Below are 25,187 nucleotides of genomic sequence, written 5' to 3'. Positions count from 1 at the left end.
TTCGCGAGCAGGCTCGCTCCCACAGGTGACCGCGTTCCCAAGTGGGAGCGAGCCTGCTCGCGAAGGCGGCCTCACATCCGCCACATATCCCAAAGCCAGAAACAAAAATGCCAGGCGCGATGCCTGGCTTTTTTTTGTAGCCCATCCGACGCGCGTTGGCGAATCAGAATGGCAGTTTCATACCCGGTGGCAGTTGCATGCCAGCGGTCATGCCGGACATTTTGTCCTGGCTGTTGGCTTCGATCTTGCGCACGGCATCGTTGACGGCGGCGGCGAACACGGCCTCCAGCATCTCTTTGTCGTCTTCGCTCAAGCCTTCGACCAGGCTTGGATCGATGGTCACGCGCTTGACGTCGTGACGACCGGTCATCACCACGGTGACCATATCGCCTCCGGCTTTACCGGTGACTTCGGCGTTGGCCAGTTCTTCCTGCATCTTGGCCATTTTTTCTTGCATCTGCTGTGCCTGCTTCATCAGGCCGGCCATGCCACCTTTCATCATGGGAATCACCTCAAAAGTACTTGGATAAATACAGCGCCCGGCCCTTTTGGCCGAACACCTTCAGTTATTAGCCCTGAGTGACCAGGGTCTCGACAGGTTCAATAGTATCGTTACGGACCACCGCACCGAACTGCTGCATCATTTGCTGGATGAACGGATCACCGTGGATCGACTCTTCGGCCTCGCGCTGACGGTTCGCACGGCGGCGGGACGCGGCCTGGGCCGGGGTTTCCTGCTCGGGCTTGATCAACTCCATGCGCAAGGTCAGCGTACGCCCGTGAAACTGGTTCAACGCATCGTTCAAGCGACGCTGTTGAGTCGCGTTGAACAACGCGCTGTGGGCCGGGTCCAGGTGCATCAGCCAATTGTCACCTTCGACGGCGATCAGCGTGCAGTTGGCGGCAATGCTGCCGGTCATGCCGGAGATCGGCAGTTTCGGGAACAGCTCCAGCCATTGCGCCGCCAGACCGGTGGCCGGCATGGCGGCCGGTTCAGGTTCGGCTTCCGGCGCTGGCTCGGCGGTGTGTTCGCTGGCCAGTTCGTCGAGGTAGCTGTAGGCCGATTCGATGTCTGGCTCGATGTAATCCTCATCAAGCGGCGGCTCGTCGTCCAGGTCCATGCCCGGCGTGGCTGCATCGACTTCGGCTACCGACGGCTCCGGAATCGGCGCAGCGGCCCATTCCGGCGCGTCCGGCACCACGCTGTCGGGGGTTGGCAATGGCATCGGCGCCAATTCGGGCTGTTCGCTGGCGGTTTCCAGCACCGGCTCGACGGCGGGTTGTTGAACGACGTCGGGTTCTATCGGGTCGTTCCAGGGCAAATCGACGACGGCTTCGACCGCTGCTGCTACAACGACAGGCTCTGGCGCATCGACGGGTGCAACCGGCTCAGGCTCGGGCGCTTGCACTGGAGCAACCACCGCGACAACCGGTGCAGGCGTGACGGGTGCAACTGCCGCAGCGACTACCGGCGCAACAACGGACGCGGCAGCCACTGAATTTGCGGAATCAACTGTGGCCTGGCTGATCCCCACTGGCTTTAGCGGTTGCCTCGGAGCGTCCTCGGTGTCTGCCGGGCGGAACGCAAGCATGCGCAGCAGGACCATTTCGAAACCACCGCGCGGGTCAGGCGCCAGCGGCAAGTCGCGGCGACCGATCAGGCCCATCTGGTAATAAAACTGCACGTCTTCGGCTGGCAGAGCCTGGGCCAGTGCCAGCACCCGGTCACGGTCGCCGTGACCGTTGTCGACGCCTTCAGGCAGGGCCTGGGCGATGGCGACACGGTGCAGCACGTTGAGAATTTCCGAGAGCACGCCGTTCCAGTCCGGGCCTTGTTCGGCCAGGTGACGGACGGCTTCGAGCAAGGCCTTGGCGTCGCCCTCGATCAGCGCATGCAGAACGTCGTAGACCTGACCGTGATCGAGCGTGCCGAGCATCGCCCGTACGTCGGCGGCCATGACTTTGCCTTCACCGAAGGCGATGGCCTGGTCGGTCAGGCTCATGGCGTCGCGCATCGAACCGTCGGCAGCCCGGCCCAGCAGCCACAGAGCGTCGTCTTCGAACGGCACGTTCTCGACGCCCAGCACGTGGGTCAAATGCTCGACCACACGCTCCGGCGTCATGTTCTTCAGAGAGAACTGCAGGCACCGCGAAAGAATCGTTGCAGGAAGTTTCTGCGGATCGGTGGTCGCCAGGATGAACTTGACGTAGGGCGGCGGCTCTTCAAGGGTTTTCAACAGCGCATTGAAGGAATGGCTGGAGAGCATGTGCACTTCGTCGATCAGGTAGACCTTGAAGCGCCCGCGGCTCGGTGCGTACTGCACGTTGTCGAGCAGTTCGCGGGTGTCTTCGACCTTGGTCCGGCTCGCGGCGTCGATTTCGATCAGGTCGACGAAGCGGCCTTCATCGATCTCGCGGCACACCGAGCACTCGCCGCAAGGTGTTGAAGTGATACCTGTTTCACAGTTCAGGCATTTGGCGATGATCCGCGCGATGGTGGTCTTGCCGACCCCGCGGGTACCGGTAAACAGATAGGCGTGGTGCAGCCGCTGGCTGTCCAAGGCATTGATCAGAGCCTTGAGCACATGGGTCTGGCCGACCATTTCGCGGAACGAGCGCGGACGCCATTTACGTGCAAGAACCTGATAACTCATCGAAAACCGTCGCAACGAAGGAACAGAAGCGGCTAATGCTATCGGAGCAAGGCCAAAATTGCATCCGGTGCGCTCGTCTAATCTGGCTAAGATGGTCTTTGGGGGGCTTTTATCGGCTCGGGTTTTATCAGCACCGGAGCGTTTATGCGGCTGGCCTTGGGGGCACTGCTGTTGATCAGCCTGAATGTCGCTGGCGCCGAGGCGCCGTTGCGCTTCGTGGTGCCCGACAGCTGGGCGATGCCAATGGTGCAACTGGACCGCGGCCGCCCCACCCAAGGCATCCTGCACGACGTGATGGTCAGCCTCGCGACCCAGGTCGGCGTGCCGGCTGAATTTCACGTGCTGCCTCGCACGCGAGTGCAAAACGCCATGGAGCACGGCGAAGTCGATATCCGCTGCTATGCGGCGCAGTCCTGGCAGCCGAATCAGTCCGGGGACTACATCTGGAGCATTCCACTCTGGTTTCAGCGCGACCTGCTGATCAGCCGGGCAGATCCGCTGATTTCAGTGACGCCTGCGGACTTGTCGCGACAATCCATCGGTACGGTACTCGGCTACAGCTACCCAACCCTGCAACCCCTGTTCGACGCCGACCGACTGCATCGCGAAGACGCACGCAACCAGGAACAGGTGCTGGAAAAACTCCTGGCCGGACGCTATCACTACGCCGTGAGCAATCAATGGACGCTGGACTGGTTCAATCAGCGTCTGCTGCCTGACCGGCAACTGCAAGGCGTTGCGGTTTTGCAGGAGCAGAGTGTCGGTTGTTATGTGCGCAACGACCCCAAGGTGCCCGTGCAGCGTATTTTGCGCACCTTGGTGCGAATGAAAATGTCTGGGGAAATCGACGACATTATCCGGCTCTACATTGGTTCGGAGCCCAGCACACCCTAAGCGAATGTTCTGATCGACACGAGATTATTGTGGGAGCGAGCCTGCTCGCGATAGCGGCATGTCAGTCCCCATCAATGTTGAATGTCAGACCGCTATCGCGAGCAGGCTCGCTCCCACATGGGTTCGGTGTTGATCACAAAACTTCAGCCTGCTTGATCCAGCACCTGCCATTGCGCCGGAGCTACAAAACCCTCGACCCAGCCCGCCACCTCTGCGGGCGGCATCGGCCGGGCAATGAAATGGCCTTGAGCAACTTCGCAGCCCAGACGCAGCAGCAATTCACCGTGCTCGATACTTTCCAGCCCTTCGGCGATCACCTGCCGACCAAAGGCCCGAGCCAGGCCAATGACCGCCATGGTCAGTGCCATATCATCACGGTCATTAAGGATGTCGCGCACGAACGACTTGTCGATCTTGATGGTTTGGGTTTGCAAACGCTTGAGGTAGCTCAGGGACGAATAGCCGGTGCCGAAGTCTCCCAGCGAAAACTGCACCCCCAGTGCCTGACAGGCCTGCAAACAGGCGCTGACATGCTGAATGTTCTCGATCGCCACCGACTCGACAATTTCCAGATCGAGCATCTGCGGAGCCACCTGGACATGCCGGGCAAGCACGTGTTTGAGCCGGTCGACAAAATCCGTGCGCTGGAAATGTCGTGCCGCAATATTAATGCTGACCGGCCAGCCCTGCCCCGCTTGCTGCCAATGGTGCAACTGCGACAGAACCTGATCCATCACCCATTCACCAATGTCGATGATCAGGTCCGTTTCTTCCACCAGCGGCAAAAACTCCCGGCCCGGCACCATGCCGTGTTGCGGATGCTCCCAACGTAACAACGCCTCGAAGCCGACAACCTCGCCACGACGCATGTTCACCTTGGGCTGGAAATGCACACGCAACTCACCGGCAGCCAGCGCCTGGCGCACTCGCGCGACCGTCTGGTGAGTGGCCTTGACCTCCTGATCCCGGGACACGTCGAACAAATGAAAGCGATTGCGACCGCGTTGTTTCGCCACATACATGGCCTGATCGGCATGACGCAACAAGGTTTCGGCATCTTGATTGTCGTCGGGGAACAGGGTGACGCCGATACTGGCAAACACATTAATGCCCTTGCCATGCAACGAGTACGGCGCCGAAATAGCGCCGAGCACCCGGTTCAACGCCGCACGCAGTTCCGGCAGATCCCGCACGTAACGCAACACCAGCACAAACTCGTCACCGGCCAGCCGCGCCACCACATCTTCGCCGCGCACAATGGTGCGCAAACGCTTGGCCACCTCGACCAACAGCAGATCGCCACTGGCATGCCCGTAGCCATCGTTGACCGCCTTGAAGCCGTCGAGGTCGAGCATGCATACCGCCAGCGGGATGTTTTCGTGACGGGAGAACTCCAGCGCCTGATCCAGCAAATCCGAGAGGAACGCGCGATTCGGCAGCCCGGTCAGCACGTCATGCCCCACCCGCCATTGCAGTGAGTGCAGCAATTGGTGTTTTTCGCTGATGTCGAAACGAATCGAAAGATAACGATCAACCCGCCCGGTGACATTATCGAGCACCGGCACCATGGTGCTGTCGACCCAATACAGGCTGCCGTCCTTGGCGCGATTACAAATCTCGCCTTTCCAGACCTTGCCCAAGGCGATGGTGCGCCACATGGCTGCGAAGAAATCAGCGGAATGCAGACCCGAGTTGAGGAGACGATGATTCTGCCCGAGCAGTTCTTCGCGGCTGTAGCCGGACACGGCACAGAACTGATCGTTGACGTGGGTAATCCGGCCGCTCAGATCGGTCTCGGAAAAAATCGCGGCTGCATCCACGGCCCAGCGGTATTTCTCATCCATGAGTCAGGCTCGTTGTGGCTAGCGGTGGTACCGCTCGACCCGTGCAGGATGCCCGGAAGAGGTGTTTTCATAGGTAATGCGCAGCAACACGATATCGCTCCATGAACAGTGGTTGATGGCCTCCCGACAGCAGAGATCAACTAACCTTAAAGGCCCAAAATACCTATTTTGAGCGGCAATTCTACGAAACGCATCACATTTTGCAAAGCAAGGTGATGGATCATGCAGTTGTCTAATGCAAAAATCTATCGTTAAGTTCTTGATTCTAAATGGGAATTAAGCGATGCAAATTTCAAGTTTGGGTGCGGCCATTCGGCGCTACCGCAAGGTCGCTGGGCTTACTCAGGCTGAACTCGGTGAAAAAACCGGTTTTGACCCTAAAACCATCAGCCGCTTCGAAACCGGCACCTACACCCCCAGCGTGGAAGCGTTGTTTCTGTTTGCCGATGTGTTGGGTGTGAAGCTGAAAGCCTTTTTCGCAGATTTAGGCGATGAAGATGAACAGCGGGCGTATCTGTTCGGTGTCATACATAAAGCCACCCCGAAGGATCTGGGAAAGCTGATTGCAGCGGTTGACCAGGCCTTGTCCAAGCCTTAGCGCCAGAAATAAAAAAGGAGGCCGAGCCGTCGCATTCGACAGCTCGGCCTCCTTTTATGTGTTCGCTTGAAAACCGGAAACGAAAAAACACCGCCCTGGACAAAGTCCATGGCAGAGCAACAAGCACGTATTTTTAGACAGATAACGCGAAAGAGGACTCGCGGTTCGTTATGGAGGCAACCCCACCAGCCACACCCCGGCACACAATGTTCCCGCTGTGGCTGCTTCCTTCCGGATCTGACCAGGTTCACGGGTAATCGTTGCGGGGGGACCGATGGGGTCACCATAACGACACTCACCTGACGGCGAGCCGCGCCATTGTACCTATCTGAGACGAAGTTACAACCGTTCGATCCAGATTAAAAATATGAATCAGGTCAAGGACATGCACAGAACACGAAACACTACTGTCCGTAGCAGCTGTCGAGCCTGCGAGGCTGCGTTCGGCTGCGAAGCAGTCGTCGATCTGGTACTCGCCGTTTACCTGCAAAACTGCGTGGCCTGATTTTACGACTGCTGCGCAGCCGAACGCAGCCTCGCAAGCTCGACAGCTGCTACAAGCGGACGCAGGCGGCTAGAGGTCTTGCAATACCTCATCCGCCCGGCCGCCCTCTTGCTGGATCACCAGGTGGATGAAGTGCAGCTTGGCGATCACTGCCGGCGGCAGGACGAACGGATAGAAATCCGGTTGCCCCATGCTGCGTGACAGTTCATTCAGCATGCCGGCCAGTTCGATCCACGCATTGACGAACGACAGGAACGCCGCGCCGCCGGGATGCTTTGGATCGTAGAGGGTGCTTGGGGGAAACGGCTGATAGTCGAAGTCCATCTCCCTGGCACTCATCCCGAACCCCAACGCCGTATCCACCGCGTCCATCATGTGCAGGTAGTGAGCCCAGGTTTCGGCCCAATCCTCCCACGGATGCATGGTCGCGTAGGCGCTGACGCAATGTTGCTGCCAGTCGAGCGGCGCACCTTGCTGGTAATGCCGTTCGAGGGCGTCGGCATAGCTGGCGCGCTCGTCGCCGAACAGGCCGCGGAACGGCTCCAGCCAATGACTGTTGGCAATCAGCCGATCCCAGTAGTAATGCCCGACTTCATGACGAAAATGCCCGAGCAACGTGCGATAAGGTTCGTGCATCTGCACCCGAATCTGCTCGCGATGAGCGTCATCGGCTTCTTTGATATCGAGGGTGATCAGACCGTTGGCGTGACCCGTGGTCGGCGGTTTGCCTTCGAGGTCGACACCGATGAAATCGAAAGCCAGGCCCGTCTCTTCGTCCACGGTTTTGGGAATCACCTGTAAACCCAAGCTGACCAACTGTGCGACCAGACGCCGCTTGGCCGTTTCGACCTTGCGCCAGCGTTCGTGGTTTTCGGCAATCGACAGGTCGGGGATGGTGTGGTTCAGGCTACAGGCGATGCATAACGCATCGTGGTCATTGGCGGGCAATAACCAATTGCACGCGGCAGGGGAATCGAGGTTGGCGCAGCGGCGCCAGACGCCTGCTTCGGGATCGGCGTCGAGCAACCAAGTGTCAGCCTGCACGCCGGGCTGCAGCGACGATAGGCGACTCTGCTCCGGTTGATAACCCAACGCCGCCGAACACGCCAGGCACTGGCTGTTGCGAAAAAACAACGACTGCCCGCAGCGGCATTGCCAGACCTTGCTGTTACGCGGGCTTTCGCCGATGAAGGGGGCAGCGATGCGTGAACTGAGCTGTTCGAAGAAGCGGTACATGGCGATCTCTCCCTGAGGCTTGCCAAGACTAGATCATTCCCGCGCGAAGATCGTTCCCACTCTAAACACACCTGCGTGAATTGCTTTTGTGGCGAGGGGATTTATCCCCGTTGGGTTGCGAAGCAGCCCCAGATCCGGCAACTGCATTATCACAGACAGATTGCGTGCGCCGGTTTTGCGACGACTGCGTCGCCGAACGGGGATAAATCCCCTCGCCACAGGTCCAGCGTCAGACCGGGATGCCGTGTTTCTTCAGGAATTCAACAAACGCCTCTTCATCCAGAACCTTCAATCCCAGCTCATTGGCCTTCGTCAACTTGGAACCCGCACCCGGCCCAGCGACCACACAGTGAGTCTTCGCCGACACCGAGCCCGCCACCTTGGCACCGAGGCTTTCAAGTTTGTCCTTGGCGATGTCGCGGCTCATCAACTCCAGCGAACCGGTCAGCACCCAGGTCTGCCCAGCCAGCGGCAAACCTTCAACGACTTTCTTTTCGCTCTGCCAATGCATGCCGAAATCGCGCAGCTGTTTCTCGGCGGCTTCAGCAATGTGACGATGTTGCGCAATCGCAAAGAACTCCCGAACCGAAGTAGCCTGCTTCTCCGGCAGCGCCTGACGCATATCCAGCCAGTCGGCGCTGAAAACCCCTTCAAGCGAACCAAACTTGTCCGCCAGTTTCTGCGCCCCACCCGGCCCGACCGAAGGAATATGCAGCTTGTCGAGGAAACCACCCAACGTAGTGCTGGCGGAAAACTCGGCACCCAGCTCGCCCTGATCCTGAATCTGCATACCGTGCTTGAGCAGGTCCTTGATCACCTGCTGGTTATGCGCATCTTCGAAGAAGCTGTGAATCTCGTGAGCCACTTCCAGGCCAACGTCCGGCAAGTACGTGAGCACTTGCGGCAATGCCTGCTGAACCCGCTCCAGCGAGCCGAGAGAACGCGCCAGGACCTTCGCCGTCTCTTCGCCGACATCGGGAATACCGAGGGCGTAGATGAAGCGTGCCAGGCTCGGCTGCTTACTGTCTGCGATGGCGCTGAGCAAGTTCTTGCTCGACAGTTCGGCAAAGCCTTCGAGGTCGACGATCTGCTCGAACGTCAGGGCGTAAAGATCGGCTGGCGAATTCACCAGACCTTCGTCCACCAACTGCTCGACGCTCTTCTCGCCCAGGCCTTCGATGTCCATGGCGCGACGGGAGACGAAGTGAATGATTGCCTGCTTGAGTTGCGCACCGCAGGCCAGACGACCGACGCAGCGGTACACTGCGCCTTCGCTGACGGTCTCGCGACCTTTGCTGCGCTTGACCAGTTGCGTGCGCTCGACATGCGAGCCGCACACCGGGCATTTCTCGGGAATCTGTACGGGCCGTGCGTTGTCCGGACGGCGCTCGATGACCACTTGCACCACTTGCGGAATCACGTCCCCGGCGCGACGGATGATCACCGTGTCGCCGATCATCAGCCCCAGACGCGCCACTTCGTCCATGTTGTGCAGCGTCGCGTTGGCCACGGTCACACCCGCCACCTTGACCGGTTTCAAGCGCGCCACGGGCGTCACCGCACCGGTACGACCGACCTGGAATTCCACGTCGAGCAATTCGGTGAGTTCTTCCATCGCCGGGAATTTGTGCGCGATCGCCCAGCGCGGTTCACGAGCACGGAAGCCCAGCTCACGCTGAGAGGCAATGCTGTTGACCTTGAATACGACGCCGTCGATTTCGTAGGGCAGCGAATTTCGGCGCTCACCGATGTCGCGGTAATAATCCAGGCATTCAACGATGCCATGAGCCAGTTTCATTTCATGACTGATCGGCATGCCCCAAGCCTTGAGCTGCTTGAGATTGCCAATGTGCGTATCAGCAATGTCGGCCGAAATCTGGCCGATGCCGTAGCAGCAAAATTCCAACGGACGGTTGGCGGTGATCTTCGAATCGAGCTGACGCAAGCTGCCAGCCGCCGCGTTGCGCGGGTTAGCGAAGGTCTTGCCGCCGACTTCCAGTTGCGTGGCATTGAGCCGCTCGAATCCGGCCTTGGACATGAACACTTCGCCGCGTACTTCCAGGGTCGCTGGCCAGCCAGTGCCATGCAGCTTGAGCGGAATGTTGCGCACGGTACGCACGTTGACGCTGATGTCTTCACCGGTGGTGCCATCGCCGCGAGTCGCGCCGCGCACTAGCACGCCGTCCTGATACAGCAAGCTGACCGCCAGGCCATCAAGCTTGGGTTCACAGCTGTATTCCACCGCCGCGCCGCCGCCAAACAAGTCGCCAACCGGCAGGTCGAGACCTTCAGTTACCCGGCGATCAAACTCGCGCATGTCGGTTTCTTCGAAGGCGTTGCCGAGGCTGAGCATCGGCACTTCGTGACGCACCTGAGTGAACGCCGACAGCGCCGCGCTGCCGACACGCTGGGTTGGCGAGTCGCTGGTGATCAGTTCGGGATGGGCCGCTTCGAGGGCCTTGAGCTCGTGGAACAACCGATCGTATTCGGCGTCCGGAATGCTCGGCTCGTCCAGCACGTGGTAGCGATAGTTGTGCTGATCCAGCTCAGCACGCAGCTCTGGAATGCGGTTTTTGGCGGCGGTCATGGGTGTTCTCTCATAAAGCAAAAGAGCAGCCGAGGCTGCTCAATCTGTTGATGCGGCTAAAGCTCATTGTAGGAGCTGAGCTTGCTCGCGATGGCGATCCTGAGAACGCTATCGCCGGCAAGCCGTGCTCCTACAGATCAACGCTTCTGGGTCAAGGCGCGACGTTCGAACTCAACGATGCGCTGACGGTAATGCTCGATCGTCTGGGCAGTCAGCACGCTGCGCTGGTCGTCTTTCAGTTCGCCGTTCAGCTCCTGAGACAGTTTGCGCGCCGCGGCCACCATCACGTCGAAGGCCTGCTTCGGATGACGCGGGCCTGGCAGACCGAGGAAGAAGCTCACTGCCGGCGTGCTGAAGTGGTCGATGTCGTCCAGATCGAAGACGCCCGGCTTGACCGCATTGGCCATCGAGAACAGGACTTCGCCGTTGCCAGCCATGCTTTCGTGGCGGTGGAAGATGTCCATCTCGCCGAAACGCAGACCGCTTTCCAGAATGTTCTGCAACAGCGCCGGGCCTTTGAAGCCGGCAGCGTCGCGGCAGATCACGCTGATCACCAGCACTTCTTCGGCTTGCGGTTGTTCCTTGTCGCTGGCCGAACTCGAAGCCTTGGTGTCATCCGGGAAGTCGTCGTCACGGCTGCTGAAGCTCGGGCCGCCGTCCAGATCCAGGCTGAGGTTCATATCGCCCTGGGAAGGCTCACCATGGCCACGCTTGCCGCGCTTGGAACCCGACTCACGCGGCTCACGAGCAGGCATGCTCACCGACGGCAGATCGTGCTCGTCCAGATGCGGCTCTTTATGCGTATCCAGCACACGGGGCGGGCCCAACAGCTCGGCGCTGGCGTCCTCTTCCGGCAAGCTGGACAAACTTCGGTCGAGACGGAATTTCAGTTTCCCCTTGCCGCCGCGCATGCGACGCCAGCCATCAAAAAGAATACCGGCAATGACAATAATGCCGATGACGATCAGCCACTCGCGCAGACCGATTTCCATGTAATCCCGTGCCTCTATAAAAAATGCTGAAAAATAAGGGGTTTACAACTCGCAAACCGCTTTAAAACGTGGCGCCAACTCTATGTTCTGACAGGCGTTTTGCCCACGTATACGAAAAATTGACATTAAACTAGCACGACCAAAGGCAACTTTACACCGTCTGTCACAACGGCTTGCGCGAATATGTCGATTGGCCAGCAAGTCAGGGCAGGTAAATAAGTCCTACAGACCAAAAATACTTGCCCTACAAGCGCCACATCAGGCATCCACCATCGCCATCGCCTCCTCGACATCCACTGCCACCAGACGCGAACAACCCGGCTCGTGCATCGTCACCCCCATCAGTTGCTCGGCCATTTCCATGGCGATCTTGTTGTGGGTGATATAGATGAACTGCACCGTCTGCGACATCTCTTTGACCAGCCGCGCGTAGCGTCCAACGTTAGCGTCATCCAATGGCGCGTCAACTTCATCGAGCATGCAGAACGGCGCCGGATTCAACTTGAAGATGGCAAAAACCAGAGCCAGGGCAGTCAGGGCTTTTTCGCCACCGGAGAGCAAATGGATGGTGCTGTTCTTCTTTCCTGGCGGCTGCGCCATGATCGTTACCCCTGTATCGAGTAGATCTTCGCCCGTCAGTTCCAAATAGGCGCGTCCTCCACCGAAAACTTTTGGGAAAAGAGCCTGTAAACCGCCATTGATCTGATCAAAGGTATCTTTGAAGCGGTTTCGGGTTTCCTTGTCGATCTTGCGAATCACGTTCTCGAGCGTATCCAGCGCCTCGACCAGATCGTCGTTCTGCGCATCCAGATAACGTTTACGCTCGGATTGTTGCTGGTATTCGTCGATGGCCGCCAGGTTGATCGCACCGAGGCGCTGAATCCGCGCGGCAATGCGTTCCAGCTCTTCTTCGGCGTCCTTTTCATTGGCTTCAGCCGCCAGCGTGGCGAGCACGCCATGCAGATCGTAGCCGTCTTCCAGCAGCTGATCTTCGAGCGCCTTGCGGCGCACGGTCAGGGCTTGCCATTCCATGCGCTGGGTTTCCATCTGGCCGCGAATCAATTGCGATTGCTGCTCCGCCTGACTGCGACGTTTTTCCGCGTCGCGCAGTTCACGGTCGGCGTCTTCCAAGGCGATCTGCGCAGTCTTGAGTTCTTCGTCGACGGTCATGCGCTTGTCGAGCAACTCTTCGAGTTTGAGGCGCAATTCTTCCAGCGGCGCCTCGCCCTCCTCCAGATTGAGGCTGAGCTGCTCGCGCTTCTCGGTCAGGCGCTCGGACTGCATTTCCAGACGTTCCAGCGCCTGACGCGTCGAGTCGTGCTGAGCCTTGAGCGAACCCAGGCGAACCGCCAGTTGATGAGCGTGATCCTTGTGCTGCCGGGCTTCCTGCCGCACCCGATCAAGTCGCTCGCGCAAGCTGTCGCGCTGGGCCAGCAGCAATTCGCGCTGCTCGGTGTCCAGCGCCATGCTGTCGAGGGCTTCCTGCAATTGCAGGCGTGCTTCGCCGATATTTTCGTGTTCCAGAGCGCGCTGCTCAGCCAGCTCGGTGAGCTCTTCGTCCAGGCGTGTACGGCGCAAGGTCAGTTGTTCGGCCTTGGCTTTGCCGGCCGACAACTGAGCTTTCAACTCACCTTGCTGACGGGCTTCGTCTTGCAGCAGACGGCGCAGATGTTCGCGACCGTTTTCCTGCTGACGCTGTTGCGCCCTGAGATTCTGAAGTTGGGTTTCCAGGGTTTCGACCGTGGCTTCGCGCTCTTCGCGCTCAAGGCCCAGACGCTGGATTTCCTGACCACGAGCCAGTACACCGCTTTCCGCTTCGCTGGCCCGGCGCACGCGCAAAAAGTGCCGACCGACCCAGTAACCATCGCGGCTGATCAGACTCTGGCCGGCGGTCAATTGATTGCGCTGAGCCAACGCCTGTTCGAGGCTGTCGACCGGTTTGACCTGCCCCAACCATGGCGCCAGATCGATCTGCGCTTCGACCTTATCGAGCAAGCTGCCGGGCACGCGCACGCCATCACTGGCGGGGCTGAGCAAACGCAAATCACCCTGGGCAAAACCGGCCAGATCGAAGGCACCAAAGTCATCCACCAGCACCGCTTGCAGGTCGGCGCCGAGCACGGTTTCCACCGCCAGCTCCCAACCGGCCTCGACTTTCAGACCTTCGGCCAGACGCGGACAGTCAGCCAAGTGTTGTTCGCGCAGCCATTCAGCGGTGCCGGTGCCCGGATCGAGCGCGGCTTGTTGCAAGGCTTCAAGGGAGGCGAGGCGACCGTTCAGACGCTGCAAATCGCCCTGAGCCTGCTGCTGATTTTGCAGCGCTAATTGCAACTCCTGACGCAGTTGCTCGAGGCGTTCGACCTGGGCTTCTTCACTGGCCTGCAAATCTTCCAGCGTCGCTTCACTCGCGGCCAATTGCTCGCTGAGTTCCATGATCGCCGCGTCTTCCGGGTCTGCCGAGAGCAAGGCGCGCTCTTCGCCGAGACGCTTCTGACGATCGGCCAGGCGCTCCATGCTGGTTTCCAGCTGCTGGATGCGCGACTGCTGAACTTCGGATTGGCGACGCGGCTCGGCGGCCGTCAAGTTGAAGGCGTCCCATTGCTCTTGCCAGGCGTGCATGGTGGTTTCGGATTCTTCCAGCGCGGCGGCAGACTCTTCGGCGGCGGCGCTGGTGACTTCCTGCTCGGGGGTGAGCATGTCCAGCTCTTCGCCGAGGGTCAGCAGCAAGGTGCGGTCGTGGCCCAGGTGCGACTCGGTTTCCAGACGCGCGCGCTCGGCTTCTTTCAGATCATCCTGCAACTGACGGAGTCGTTGCTGACCGTGCTGGATGCTCTGCTCGACCCGGGCGATGTCGCCGCCGACCGAATAGAAGCGTCCCTGCACCAGATTGAAGCGTTCGGACAGGTCGTGGTGCCCGTCACGCAAGCGTTCGATAGCTGCATCGGCATTGCGCTGCTCGGCGACCAGCGCTTCGAAGGTGACTTCCTGATTGCCGATGACTGCTTCGCGCTGACCGACCTGCTCATTCAACGCCTGCCAACGCAGGGCCGACAATTGGGCCTTGAGCTGACGCTCCTCGCCCTTGTATTCCTGATACTTCTTGGCGGCTTCGGCCTGGCGGTACAAACGTTCAAGCTGACGCTCGAGTTCTTCGCGCAGGTCGGTCAAGCGAGCCAGGTTTTCGTGGGTGCGGCGTATGCGGTTTTCAGTCTCGCGCCGGCGCTCCTTGTACTTCGAGATGCCCGCCGCTTCTTCAATGAAGTTGCGCAAGTCTTCGGGCTTGGACTCGATCAGCTTGGAGATCATCCCCTGTTCGATAATCGAGTAGCTGCGCGGGCCGAGGCCGGTGCCGAGGAAGATATCGGTGATATCGCGACGACGGCATTTGGTGCCGTTGAGGTAGTAAGTGGTCTGGCTGTCGCGGGTCACTTTGCGGCGAATGGAAATTTCCGCGTAGGCCGCGTATTCGCCGAGCAGGGTGCCGTCGGAGTTATCGAACACCAGCTCGATGCTGGCCTGGCTCACCGGTTTACGGCTGGTCGAGCCGTTGAAGATGACGTCGGTCATCGACTCGCCGCGCAGGTTCTTGGCCGAACTCTCGCCCATCACCCAACGCACGGCGTCGATGATGTTCGACTTGCCGCAACCATTGGGCCCGACCACCGCCGCCATGTTACTGGGGAAGTTCACCGTGGTCGGGTCGACGAAGGATTTGAACCCCGCCAGTTTGATGCACTTTAGCCGCACGCTTAAGCGTCCGTCAGGGCGGAGACCACCAGATCACTGCTGCGCTGGGCATACGCCGTCAGCACAATGCGGATCTGCGGAAAATCGCGGGCCAGCACGGCGGCGAGCAAACGTTCAAACAACTCCAGGAACTCGCTCATCGAGGCCTTGCGTTGTTCCAGCGCGAGGAAATACGCGCGGCTCATGGCCGGCTGCAGATTCTCGACAGTTTCCTGCAAGTACGGGTTGTTGGCGAACGGGTACGCGGCGCGCATCACACTGAAGCTGTCGTCGACAAAGGTGCGAATGTCCTGACGCTCGTAGCTGGCGGTCAGTCGCTGCTGGATCTGCACGAATGGCGCCATGTCGGACTGGACTTGCCAGCCGCTGGCCACTGCATTGCCCAGCAGGATGTAAAGCTCGCTCATCAGCGTGCACAGGCTCCGGACCTTGTGAACCGTGAGCTCGGTCACGTGAGCGCCGCGTCGCGGCAGGATCGCGATCAGGTGGCGGCGCTCGAGGATCAGCAAGGCTTCACGGACCGAACCGCGGCTGACATTGAGGGCCAGCGTGACCTTCTGTTCCTGGATGCGCTCCCCGGGCTTCATTTCGCCACGAATGATGCGTTCGGCGAGGTGGTGAGCAATTTGCTCGGCGAGGCTGTCCGGCGCCTTGAACGTCATGGTTGTCCCTTCAAACTCTTCGATCTGCACAAGCGGCGCAGTGTAACGCACATGAAGGGTCATGGCGGAGTGCCCACTCGGCGGTTTTTGGCACGATTCAAGCAAAAAGCAGGCTATCCCGTGAGGGTCAATAATAAAGGAACGAGTCGTTGATCGACAAAATGCCATTTCCTGACCTTTAAGTCAGAAAATCATTGACCACAAAGTCAGACCTGATAAATTCGGTTCAAGTCGGTTAACAACAATAATGAGTCTGCGAGGCCTTCCGTGATCCAGTTTTTACTTAACCAGGAACTCCGTAGCGAGCACGCCCTGGACCCAAACCTGACCGTGCTCAATTATCTGCGCGACCATGTGGGCAAACCCGGCACCAAAGAAGGCTGCGCCAGCGGTGACTGCGGCGCGTGCACCGTGGTGGTCGGCGAGCTGCAAACGGATGACGATGGCCGCGAACACATTCGCTATCGCAGCCTCAACTCGTGCCTGACGTTCGTTTCGTCACTGCACGGCAAACAATTGATCAGCGTTGAAGACCTCAAGCACCAAGGCGAACTGCACAGCGTGCAAAAAGCCATGGTCGAGTGCCACGGCTCGCAATGCGGCTTCTGCACCCCGGGCTTCGTGATGTCGCTGTTCGCGCTGCAAAAGAACAGCGATCAACCGGATGCTCATAAAGCCCACGAAGCACTGGCCGGCAACCTCTGCCGCTGCACCGGTTATCGGCCGATTCTGGCGGCCGCCGAACAATCCTGCTGCGGCAAGCAAACGGACCAGTTCGACGCGCGTGAAGCCGACACCATTGCTCGCCTGAAGGCCATCGCCCCTACCGATATCGGCGAACTCAACAGTGGCGACAAGCGCTGCCTGGTGCCGTTGACCGTCGCCGATCTGGCAGACCTCTACGACGCTTACCCACAGGCTCGGCTGCTGGCTGGCGGTACGGACCTGGCGCTGGAAGTCACGCAGTTCCACCGCACCTTGCCGGTGATGATCTACGTCGGCAACGTCGCCGAAATGAAGCGCATCGAGCGTTTCGACGATCGCCTGGAAATCGGCGCCGCCACTGCCCTCTCCGATTGCTATGAAGCCTTGAAAGCCGAGTACCCGGACTTCGGCGAATTGCTGCAACGCTTTGCTTCCCTGCAGATCCGCAACCAGGGCACCCTCGGCGGCAACATCGGCAACGCCTCGCCGATCGGTGACTCCCCGCCCCTGCTGATTGCTCTCGGCGCGCAGATCGTTTTGTGCAAAGGCGACGTCCGTCGCACGATGGCGCTGGAAGACTACTTCATCGATTACCGGGTTACCGCGCGCCAGGAAAGCGAGTTCATCGAAAAGATCATCGTGCCGCGTGCCAGCGCCGAGCAATTGTTCCGCGCCTACAAAGTCTCCAAACGTCTGGACGATGACATTTCCGCCGTCTGCGCCGCGTTCAACCTGCGCATCGACAACGGCGTGATCGCCGACGCCCGCGTCGCCTTCGGCGGCATGGCGGCTACACCAAAACGTGCCAAGGCTTGCGAAGCCGTATTGCTCGGTGCTACCTGGGGCTCTCCATCTCAAGTGCACGACACCGTCGAACGCGCCTGTGCCGCACTGGCCGAAGATTTCACGCCACTCTCGGACTTCCGCGCGAGCAAGGAATACCGCCTGCTCAGCGCGCAAAACCTGCTGCGTAAATACTTCATCGAACTGCAAACACCGCACATCGAGACTCGGGTGACCGCTTATGTCTAATCATCACGCCGTAGAGAAGACCCAGGCCGAACTGGCTGAACTGTTCGCCAAGGACCTGACTACCGGTGTCGGCCGCAGCGTCAAGCACGACAGTGCCGCCAAGCACGTGTCCGGTGAAGCGCAGTACATCGACGATCGGCTGGAATTTCCGAACCAGTTGCATGTTTACGCACGCCTGTCGGACCGCGCCCACGCGAAAATCATCAGCATCGATACCAAGCCCTGTTACGCCTTCGAAGGCGTGCGCATCGCCATTACCCACGAAGACGTGCCGGGCCTGAAAGACATCGGCCCATTACTGCCGGGCGACCCGCTGCTGGCCATCGACGACGTGCAATTCGTCGGTCAGCCGGTGCTTGCCGTCGCCGCAAAAGATTTGGAAACCGCACGCAAAGCCGCCATGGCCGCGATCATCGAATACGAAGATCTGGAGCCGGTACTGGACGTGGTCGAAGCGCTGCGCAAACGCCACTTCGTGCTCGACAGCCACACGCATCAGCGCGGTGATTCGGACGGTGCCTTGGCCACCGCCGAGCATCGTATCCAGGGCACGTTGCACATTGGCGGCCAGGAACACTTCTATCTCGAAACCCAGATCTCTTCGGTGATGCCGACTGAAGACGGCGGGATGATCGTCTACTGCTCGACGCAGAACCCCACCGAAGTACAGAAGCTCGTCGCCGAAGTGCTGGACGTATCGATGAACAAAATCGTCGTCGACATGCGCCGCATGGGCGGTGGTTTCGGCGGTAAAGAAACCCAGGCCGCGAGCCCGGCGTGCCTGTGCGCAGTGATCGCGCACCTCACCGGCCAGCCGACCAAAATGCGCCTGCCGCGCGTCGAAGACATGCTGATGACCGGCAAGCGTCACCCGTTCTACGTCGAGTATGACGTCGGCTTCGACAGCACCGGTCGCCTGCACGGCATCGCCCTGGAACTGGCCGGCAACTGCGGTTGCTCGCCGGACCTGTCGGCGTCGATTGTCGACCGCGCGATGTTCCACGCCGACAACTCGTACTACCTGGGTGACGCCACCATCAACGGTCACCGCTGCAAGACCAACACCGCCTCAAACACCGCTTACCGTGGTTTCGGTGGCCCGCAAGGCATGGTCGCTATCGAAGAAGTGATGGACGCCATCGCCCGCCATCTGGCCCTCGATCCGCTGGCGGTGCGCAAGGCCAATTACTACGGCAAGACCGAGCGCAACGTCACCCATTACTACCAGACCGTCGAGCACAACATGCTCGAGGAAATGACCGCCGAACTCGAAGAAAGCAGTCAGTACGCCGAGCGCCGCGAAGCGATTCGTCGCTACAACGCCAACAGCCCGATCCTGAAAAAAGGCCTGGCGCTGACCCCGGTGAAATTCGGTATTTCCTTCACTGCCAGCTTCCTCAACCAGGCCGGTGCGCTGATCCATATCTACACCGACGGCAGCATCCACCTGAACCATGGCGGCACCGAAATGGGCCAGGGCCTGAACACCAAAGTCGCGCAAGTTGTGGCCGAAGTGTTCCAGGTGGAAATGGACCGCGTGCAGATCACCGCAACCAACACCGACAAGGTGCCGAACACCTCGCCGACCGCCGCTTCCAGTGGCGCCGACCTGAACGGTAAAGCCGCGCAGAACGCGGCGGAAATCATCAAGAAGCGCTTGGTTGAATTTGCCGCGCGGCAGTACAAGGTCAGCGAAGAAGACGTGGAATTCCACAACGGTCATGTACGCGTTCGCGATCACATCCTGACCTTTGAGGCGCTGATCCAGCAGGCGTATTTCGCTCAGGTGTCGCTGTCGAGCACCGGGTTCTACAAAACCCCGAAAATCTTCTACGACCGCAGCCAGGCGCGTGGTCGGCCGTTCTACTACTACGCCTTCGGCGCAGCGTGCTGCGAGGTGATCATCGACACCCTGACCGGCGAGTACAAAATGCTGCGCACCGACATCCTCCACGACGTCGGCGACTCACTGAACCCGGCGATCGACATCGGCCAGGTCGAGGGTGGTTTCATTCAGGGCATGGGCTGGCTGACCATGGAAGAACTGGTGTGGAACAACAAGGGCAAACTGATGACCAACGGCCCGGCCAGCTACAAGATCCCGGCGGTGGCAGACATGCCGTTGGACCTGCGCGTGAAGCTGGTGGAAAACCGCAAGAACCCGGAAGACACGGTGTTCCATTCCAAAGCCGTGGGTGAGCCGCCGTTCATGCTGGGTATCGCCGCGTGGTGTGCGATCAAGGATGCCGTGGCGAGCCTCGGTGACTACAAGCATCAACCGAAGATCGACGCGCCGGCGACCCCGGAGCGGGTGTTGTGGGGCTGTGAGCAGATGCGGCAGTTGAAAGTGGCGAAGGCTGTTGAAGCCGAAGTTGAGTTGGCTTCGCTCTGATACCGAGGCGCGGCCAATCGCTAGCAGGCTAGCTCCCACAGGATTCGTGAGGAATCCAAAATGTGTGGACACCACAAAACCATGTGGGAGCTAGCCTGCTAGCGATGAGGCCCGGATAGACAACAGAAATGTTGAGGTGAAACATGTACAACTGGATCGACGCCCTCGCCGACCTGCAATCCCAGGGTGAACCCTGTGTGTTGGTGACCATCATCGAAGAGCTCGGCTCGACGCCGCGTAACGCCGGTTCGAAGATGGTCATCAGCGCCACCCAGACCTTCGACACCATCGGTGGCGGGCATCTAGAGTACAAGGCCATGCAGATCGGCCGCGAGATGCTGGCCAGCGGTAAGCAGGAAACGCATCTTGAGCGCTTCAGCCTCGGCGCCAGCCTGGGTCAGTGCTGCGGCGGCGTGACCGTGTTGCTGTTCGAACCGATGGGCCAGGTCCAGGCGCAGATTGCCGTGTTCGGTGCCGGCCACGTCGGCCGGGCGCTGGTGCCGCTGCTCGCCAGCCTGCCCTGCCGGGTGCGCTGGATCGACTCGCGGGAAGCCGAATTCCCCGAACAAATTCCCCACGGCGTACGCAAAATTGTCACCGAAGAACCGGTGGATGAAATCGACGATCTGCCCGCCGGCAGCTACTGCATCGTCATGACGCACAACCACCAGCTCGACCTCGAACTTACCGCCGCGATCCTCAAGCGCAACGACTTCGCCTACTTCGGCCTGATCGGTTCGAAGACCAAACGGGTGAAGTTCGAACACCGCTTGCGCGACCGTGGTTTCGACAGCGCCGTGCTGCAACGCATGCGCTGCCCGATGGGCATCGGCGAAGTCAAAGGCAAGTTGCCTGTGGAAATCGCCATCTCCATCGCCGGCGAAATCATCGCCACCTATAACGCCAATTTCGGCCAGCACACCGCCAGCGCCGGATCATCGATTGCCAAACTGCTGCCCGCGTCACGCCGCAGCCAAGCTTCGAATTAAAAAGCCACGAACTGAGAATTCCCATGCCTCTGACTCGCAAAGCCTACCGCGCCGCCATTCTGCACAGCATCGCCGACCCCGCCGAAGTGGGCATCGAAGCCTCGTATGAGTATTTCGAAGACGGTTTGCTGGTGGTCGATAACGGCCAGATCAGCGCCATCGGTCACGCCAGCGACTTGCTGCCAACCCTGCCGGCTGACATCGAGATCACCCATTACCAGGACGCGCTGATCACCCCGGGCTTCATCGACACCCACATTCACTTGCCGCAAACCGGCATGGTCGGTGCTTACGGCGAGCAACTGCTGGACTGGCTCAACACCTACACCTTCCCGTGCGAAAGCCAGTTCGCCGACAAGGCTCACGCGGATGAAGTCGCGGGCATTTTCATCAAGGAACTGCTGCGCAACGGCACCACCACCGCGCTGGTGTTTGGCAGCGTGCATCCACAATCGGTGAACTCGTTCTTTGAAGCCGCCGAGCAACTGGACCTGCGGATGATCGCCGGCAAGGTGATGATGGACCGCAACGCGCCGGACTACCTGACCGACACCGCCGAATCCAGCTATGTCGAAAGCAAGGCACTGATCGAACGCTGGCACGGCAAGGGTCGCCTGCACTACGCGGTCACCCCGCGTTTTGCCCCGACCAGCACCCCGGAACAACTGACCCTCGCCGGACAGTTGCTCAGCGAATTCCCAGACCTGTACATGCAGACGCACATCAGCGAAAACCTCAAGGAAGTCGAGTGGGTCAAGGCGCTGTTCCCGGAGCGCAAGGGTTATCTGGACGTCTACGATCACTACAAACTGCTCGGCGAACGCTCGGTATTCGCCCACGGCGTGCACCTGTGCGATGACGAGTGCGCGCGACTGGCGGAAACCGGCTCGGCGATCGCCTTCTGCCCGACCTCGAACTTCTTCCTTGGCAGCGGTTTGTTCAACCTGCCGATGGCCGAGAAGCACAAATTGAATGTCGGCCTCGGTACGGACGTCGGTGGCGGCACCAGTTTCTCGCTGCTGCAAACCTTGAACGAAGCCTACAAGGTCATGCAGATGCAAGGCGCACGGTTGAGCCCGTTCAAATCGCTGTACCTGGCCACCCTCGGTGGTGCGCGTGCGCTGCGTCTGGAAGACAAGATCGGCACCCTGCAACCGGGCACCGATGCGGACTTCCTGGTGCTGGATTACAACGCCACGCCGCTGCTGAGCTATCGCTTGAAGCAGGCCAATAACATTGCCGAAACGTTGTTTGTATTAATGACGCTTGGGGATGACCGGACCGTGTTGCAGACGTATGCGGCGGGGAATCAGGTGCATCAGCGCTAGTTTTCTTCGGGCATAAAAAATCCCCCGTACTCTTCAGTCCGGGGGATTTTTATTGCCTGTCAGATTGCTATCGCGAGCAGGCTCGCTCCCACAGGGGATTTGTGAACGACACAGATCAATTGTGGGAGCGAGCCTGCTCGCGATGGGCGCGACTCGGTCTGACTTAAAGCTTGGCAGCAGGACGCCCTGGCTTCTTGGTCTGCAACAAATGCGAGAACACCGCATGCAAATCATCCGACGCGCTTTCTTCGTCGAGGTTGAGTTTGCTGTCGATGTGATCCATGTGATGCATCATCAGGTCCACCGCCAGCTCAGCGTTGCGCGCTTCGATGGCGTCGATCAGCTGGGTGTGCTCGTCGTAGGAACAGTGGGAGCGATTACCGCTTTCATACTGGGCAATGATCAACGACGTCTGGGACACCAGGCTGCGCTGGAAGCTGATCAGCGGTGCGTTTTTCGCCGCTTCGGCCAACTTCAAGTGAAACTCGCCCGACAGACGAATACCAGCGCCGCGATCGCCACGGGAGAAGCTGTCGCGCTCGTCGTTGACCATCTGGCGCAACTCGGCAATCTGCTCGGCCGTGGCGTGCTGCACCGCCAATTCAGTGATCGCACGCTCCACCAGACGCCGGGCCATGAACACCTGGCGCGCCTCTTCGACACTTGGGCTGGCGACGACAGCGCCACGGTTCGGCCGCAGCAGCACGACACCTTCATGGGCCAGGCGCGAGAGCGCGCGGCGAATGATGGTGCGACTGACCCCGAAAATTTCCCCCAGCGCTTCTTCGCTCAACTTCGTGCCGGGCGCCAGACGCTGTTCGAGGATGGCCTCGAAGATATGCGCGTAGACAATATCGTCCTGGGTACCGCTGCGGCCGGCTTTGCCTGCTCGCGGTTGTTTCTTTAGGGGTTGCAACTGTTCGTTCATGGGCACTCGAGTCGGAAGAACTGCGGCGAATTGACCGTGACTGTAATACGGCACAGTGGGTCGCTGGCAAGTATCGCGTAAAAAACACCGCGATTGTACACAATGGAGGGTGGCAACACGACTGTACGGCTGTTTGTCACTTCCGCTGTATTGCAACGACTGGTTACTTTTGAGTTTAGGCTTGAACGCAGAATCCGCAGCCCGAACACAATCCCTGTAGGAGCCGAGCTTGCTCCGGGCGGCGCTCCGACGATGGCGGAGGGTCAGTCAACATTAATGTTGAATGTTAAACCGCCATCGTCGGAGCGCCGCCCGGAGCAAGCTCGGCTCCTACAAGGGACCACCAGAACAAGGAACACCGCTGTCATGAACGACATCACGCACACGCAGCTCCGCCCTTTGGCCGATACATCGCCTTCTGCGATCGTCGCCGGCTTCATCGCGATGATGACCGGTTACACCAGCTCGCTGGTCCTGATGTTCCAGGCCGGGCAAGCGGCGGGCCTGACCAGCGGGCAGATTTCCTCGTGGATCTGGGCGATCTCGATTGGCATGGCGGTGTGCTCTATTGGCTTGTCTTTGCGTTATCGCACACCGATCACCATCGCCTGGTCGACCCCCGGCGCGGCGTTGCTGATCACCAGTCTGGGCGGCGTGACCTACGGCGAAGCCATTGGCGCCTACATAACTTGCGCGGTGCTGGTGACGATTTGTGGTTTGACCGGCAGCTTCGAGCGGCTGGTGAAAAAGATTCCTGCGTCATTGGCCGCCGCCCTGCTGGCGGGGATTCTGTTCAAGATCGGCAGCGAAATCTTCGTCGCCGCCCAGCATCGCACTGCATTGGTGCTGGGGATGTTCTTCACGTATTTGGTGGTCAAACGCCTGTCGCCGCGTTATGCCGTGCTGGCCGCGTTGTTGATCGGCACCGCATTATCGGGATTCATGGGCCTGTTGGATTTCAGCGGTTTCCACCTGGAAGTGGCGACGCCGGTCTGGACCACACCGCACTTCTCCCTGGCCGCTACCATCAGCATCGGCATCCCGCTGTTTGTCGTCGCGATGACCTCGCAGAACATGCCGGGCATCGCCGTGCTACGCGCCGACGGCTACACCGTGCCAGCCTCGCCGCTGATAACCACCACGGGCATAGCCTCGTTGCTGCTGGCGCCGTTCGGTTCCCACGGGATCAACCTGGCGGCCATCAGTGCGGCGATTTGCACCGGGCCGCATGCCCATGAAGATCGCAACAAACGCTACACGGCGGCCGTCTGGTGCGGGATTTTCTACGGGATCGCCGGGGTGTTCGGCGCGACGCTGGCGGCGCTGTTTGCCGCGCTACCGAAAGAATTGGTGCTGTCGATTGCGGCACTGGCGTTGTTCGGCTCGATCATTAATGGCTTGAGCATCGCCATGAGCCAGGTGAAGGAACGTGAGGCAGCACTGATTACCTTTATGGTCACGGCGTCGGGGCTGACGCTGTTTTCCATCGGTTCGGCGTTCTGGGGGATTGTCGCGGGAGTTCTAACGATGGTGATTCTGAATTGGCGCAAGGCCCTGTAGGAGCGGGGGGACGCCCAGTCCTTGCCCGCGATGGCGATCTCAGGCGCGCCATCGCGGGCAAGCCATGCTCCTACAAAAGCAGGTATAAAAAAACGGCGACCCTAGGGTCGCCGTTTTTTACAACATCAAGCTACCGGATTGATCGGCTTTTCCGGGTACCAGACGTCGATCAGCGGGCTGACAGTCGCTTCAGTCAGTTCGCTGCGGCCTTTGAGCCAGGCTTCAACAGCGGCACGCTGCTCTTCGGACACCGAGCCACGCTTCTGCAGGCAAACCAGACCGAAGTCGTCGCCGCCAACATAACCCAGACCGTTGGCTTCCATGGCTTCTTTCAGGAACGCGTCGAGGAAAGCATCAATGGCTTCATCAGCCAAATCTTCTTTGAAATCCAGGTTCAGTTCGAAACCCAGCTCTTGAAATTCATCGACGCACAGTTTTTTGCGCAGACGCTGGGAACGGTTAGTCGCCATTGGAACAATCCTCATAAGTAATAACGGGCGGCACTTTAGCAGTTTAAGGCGCCGATTGCCCGTC

Annotated in this window: 17 protein-coding genes and 1 other RNA gene; 7 read left to right on the top strand and 11 right to left on the bottom strand. The window is 59.6% G+C overall.

Annotated elements, in window-relative coordinates:
* Positions 1-163: 163 nt before the first annotated feature.
* Together ACYZUA_RS11860 and dnaX are read right to left on the bottom strand one after the other, a co-directional pair.
* Positions 164-502, bottom strand: coding sequence for a YbaB/EbfC family nucleoid-associated protein (locus tag ACYZUA_RS11860; protein ID WP_008028561.1), 339 nt, complete (start codon positions 500-502; stop codon positions 164-166).
* Between the two features lie 67 nt (positions 503-569).
* Positions 570-2,654: a DNA polymerase III subunit gamma/tau gene (dnaX, locus tag ACYZUA_RS11855; protein WP_461963237.1), complete on the bottom strand. Its 2,085-nt coding sequence runs from the start codon at positions 2,652-2,654 to the stop codon at positions 570-572.
* Positions 2,655-2,798: 144 nt separating this feature from the next.
* Here dnaX and ACYZUA_RS11850 point away from each other — a divergent pair, with 144 nt between their 5' ends.
* Complete coding sequence (locus ACYZUA_RS11850) at positions 2,799-3,548, top strand: substrate-binding periplasmic protein (RefSeq protein ID WP_461963235.1); 750 nt, start codon at positions 2,799-2,801, stop codon at positions 3,546-3,548.
* 143 nt (positions 3,549-3,691) lie between these two features.
* On the opposite strand, the gene ACYZUA_RS11845 is transcribed toward ACYZUA_RS11850, so the two are convergent.
* Positions 3,692-5,392 carry a putative bifunctional diguanylate cyclase/phosphodiesterase gene (locus tag ACYZUA_RS11845; RefSeq protein ID WP_461963234.1) on the bottom strand — a complete coding sequence of 567 codons (1,701 nt, stop codon included), beginning with the start codon at positions 5,390-5,392 and terminating at the stop codon, positions 3,692-3,694.
* A gap of 283 nt (positions 5,393-5,675) precedes the next feature.
* On the opposite strand from ACYZUA_RS11845, the gene ACYZUA_RS11840 reads away from it, so the two are divergent.
* Entirely contained in the window at positions 5,676-5,990 is a 315-nt protein-coding gene (locus ACYZUA_RS11840; protein WP_008146799.1) for a helix-turn-helix domain-containing protein, read from the top strand.
* Positions 5,991-6,170: 180 nt separating this feature from the next.
* Here ACYZUA_RS11840 and ffs read toward each other — a convergent pair.
* The 6 genes from ffs to ACYZUA_RS11810 all read right to left on the bottom strand — a co-directional run bounded on the left by ffs (position 6,171) and on the right by ACYZUA_RS11810 (position 15,719).
* An RNA gene (gene ffs, locus ACYZUA_RS11835) (signal recognition particle sRNA small type) lies at positions 6,171-6,267 on the bottom strand.
* 297 nt (positions 6,268-6,564) lie between these two features.
* Positions 6,565-7,731: a zinc-binding metallopeptidase family protein gene (locus ACYZUA_RS11830; protein ID WP_461963233.1), complete on the bottom strand. Its 1,167-nt coding sequence runs from the start codon at positions 7,729-7,731 to the stop codon at positions 6,565-6,567.
* A gap of 229 nt (positions 7,732-7,960) precedes the next feature.
* On the bottom strand, positions 7,961-10,318 hold the full coding sequence (gene ligA, locus ACYZUA_RS11825; RefSeq protein ID WP_461963232.1) for an NAD-dependent DNA ligase LigA: 2,358 nt from the start codon (positions 10,316-10,318) through the stop codon (positions 7,961-7,963).
* A 137-nt stretch (positions 10,319-10,455) separates the two neighbouring features.
* Positions 10,456-11,310 carry a cell division protein ZipA gene (gene zipA / locus ACYZUA_RS11820; protein ID WP_461963231.1) on the bottom strand — a complete coding sequence of 285 codons (855 nt, stop codon included), beginning with the start codon at positions 11,308-11,310 and terminating at the stop codon, positions 10,456-10,458.
* A gap of 258 nt (positions 11,311-11,568) precedes the next feature.
* Complete coding sequence (smc, locus tag ACYZUA_RS11815; protein ID WP_461963230.1) at positions 11,569-15,057, bottom strand: chromosome segregation protein SMC; 3,489 nt, start codon at positions 15,055-15,057, stop codon at positions 11,569-11,571.
* A gap of 2 nt (positions 15,058-15,059) precedes the next feature.
* Entirely contained in the window at positions 15,060-15,719 is a 660-nt protein-coding gene (locus ACYZUA_RS11810; RefSeq protein WP_461963951.1) for a GntR family transcriptional regulator, read from the bottom strand.
* 267 nt (positions 15,720-15,986) lie between these two features.
* On the opposite strand from ACYZUA_RS11810, the gene xdhA reads away from it, so the two are divergent.
* The 4 genes from xdhA to guaD all read left to right on the top strand — a co-directional run bounded on the left by xdhA (position 15,987) and on the right by guaD (position 22,165).
* Positions 15,987-17,456 (top strand): xanthine dehydrogenase small subunit, encoded by a 1,470-nt coding sequence (gene xdhA / locus ACYZUA_RS11805; protein ID WP_461963229.1) that lies wholly within the window; start codon positions 15,987-15,989, stop codon positions 17,454-17,456.
* The gene (gene xdhB / locus ACYZUA_RS11800; protein WP_461963228.1) at positions 17,449-19,848 is read left to right on the top strand and encodes a xanthine dehydrogenase molybdopterin binding subunit; all 2,400 of its coding nucleotides are present in this window, start codon (positions 17,449-17,451) and stop codon (positions 19,846-19,848) included. The genes xdhA and xdhB overlap by 8 nt, the downstream gene beginning before the upstream one ends.
* Positions 19,849-19,991: 143 nt before the next feature.
* A complete protein-coding gene (xdhC, locus tag ACYZUA_RS11795) occupies positions 19,992-20,837 on the top strand; it encodes a xanthine dehydrogenase accessory protein XdhC (RefSeq protein ID WP_461963227.1) in 846 nt (281 codons plus the stop codon).
* Positions 20,838-20,860: 23 nt separating this feature from the next.
* Positions 20,861-22,165, top strand: coding sequence for a guanine deaminase (guaD, locus tag ACYZUA_RS11790; protein ID WP_461963226.1), 1,305 nt, complete (start codon positions 20,861-20,863; stop codon positions 22,163-22,165).
* Between the two features lie 163 nt (positions 22,166-22,328).
* Here the strand turns inward: guaD and ACYZUA_RS11785 are convergent, their stop codons facing one another.
* A complete protein-coding gene (locus ACYZUA_RS11785) occupies positions 22,329-23,093 on the bottom strand; it encodes a GntR family transcriptional regulator (RefSeq protein ID WP_008146364.1) in 765 nt (254 codons plus the stop codon).
* A 366-nt stretch (positions 23,094-23,459) separates the two neighbouring features.
* Between ACYZUA_RS11785 and ACYZUA_RS11780 the strand changes: the two genes are divergently transcribed.
* Positions 23,460-24,653, top strand: coding sequence for a benzoate/H(+) symporter BenE family transporter (locus tag ACYZUA_RS11780; RefSeq protein ID WP_461963225.1), 1,194 nt, complete (start codon positions 23,460-23,462; stop codon positions 24,651-24,653).
* 125 nt (positions 24,654-24,778) lie between these two features.
* Here ACYZUA_RS11780 and ACYZUA_RS11775 read toward each other — a convergent pair whose 3' ends face one another.
* Positions 24,779-25,123, bottom strand: coding sequence for a YggL family protein (locus tag ACYZUA_RS11775; protein ID WP_007896965.1), 345 nt, complete (start codon positions 25,121-25,123; stop codon positions 24,779-24,781).
* Positions 25,124-25,187: the final 64 nt, after the last annotated feature.

The organism is Pseudomonas sp. LS2P72 (assembly GCF_054897865.1).
The sequence above is the reverse complement of the archived record's forward strand: the minus strand, read 5'-3'. Positions and strand labels throughout refer to the sequence as shown.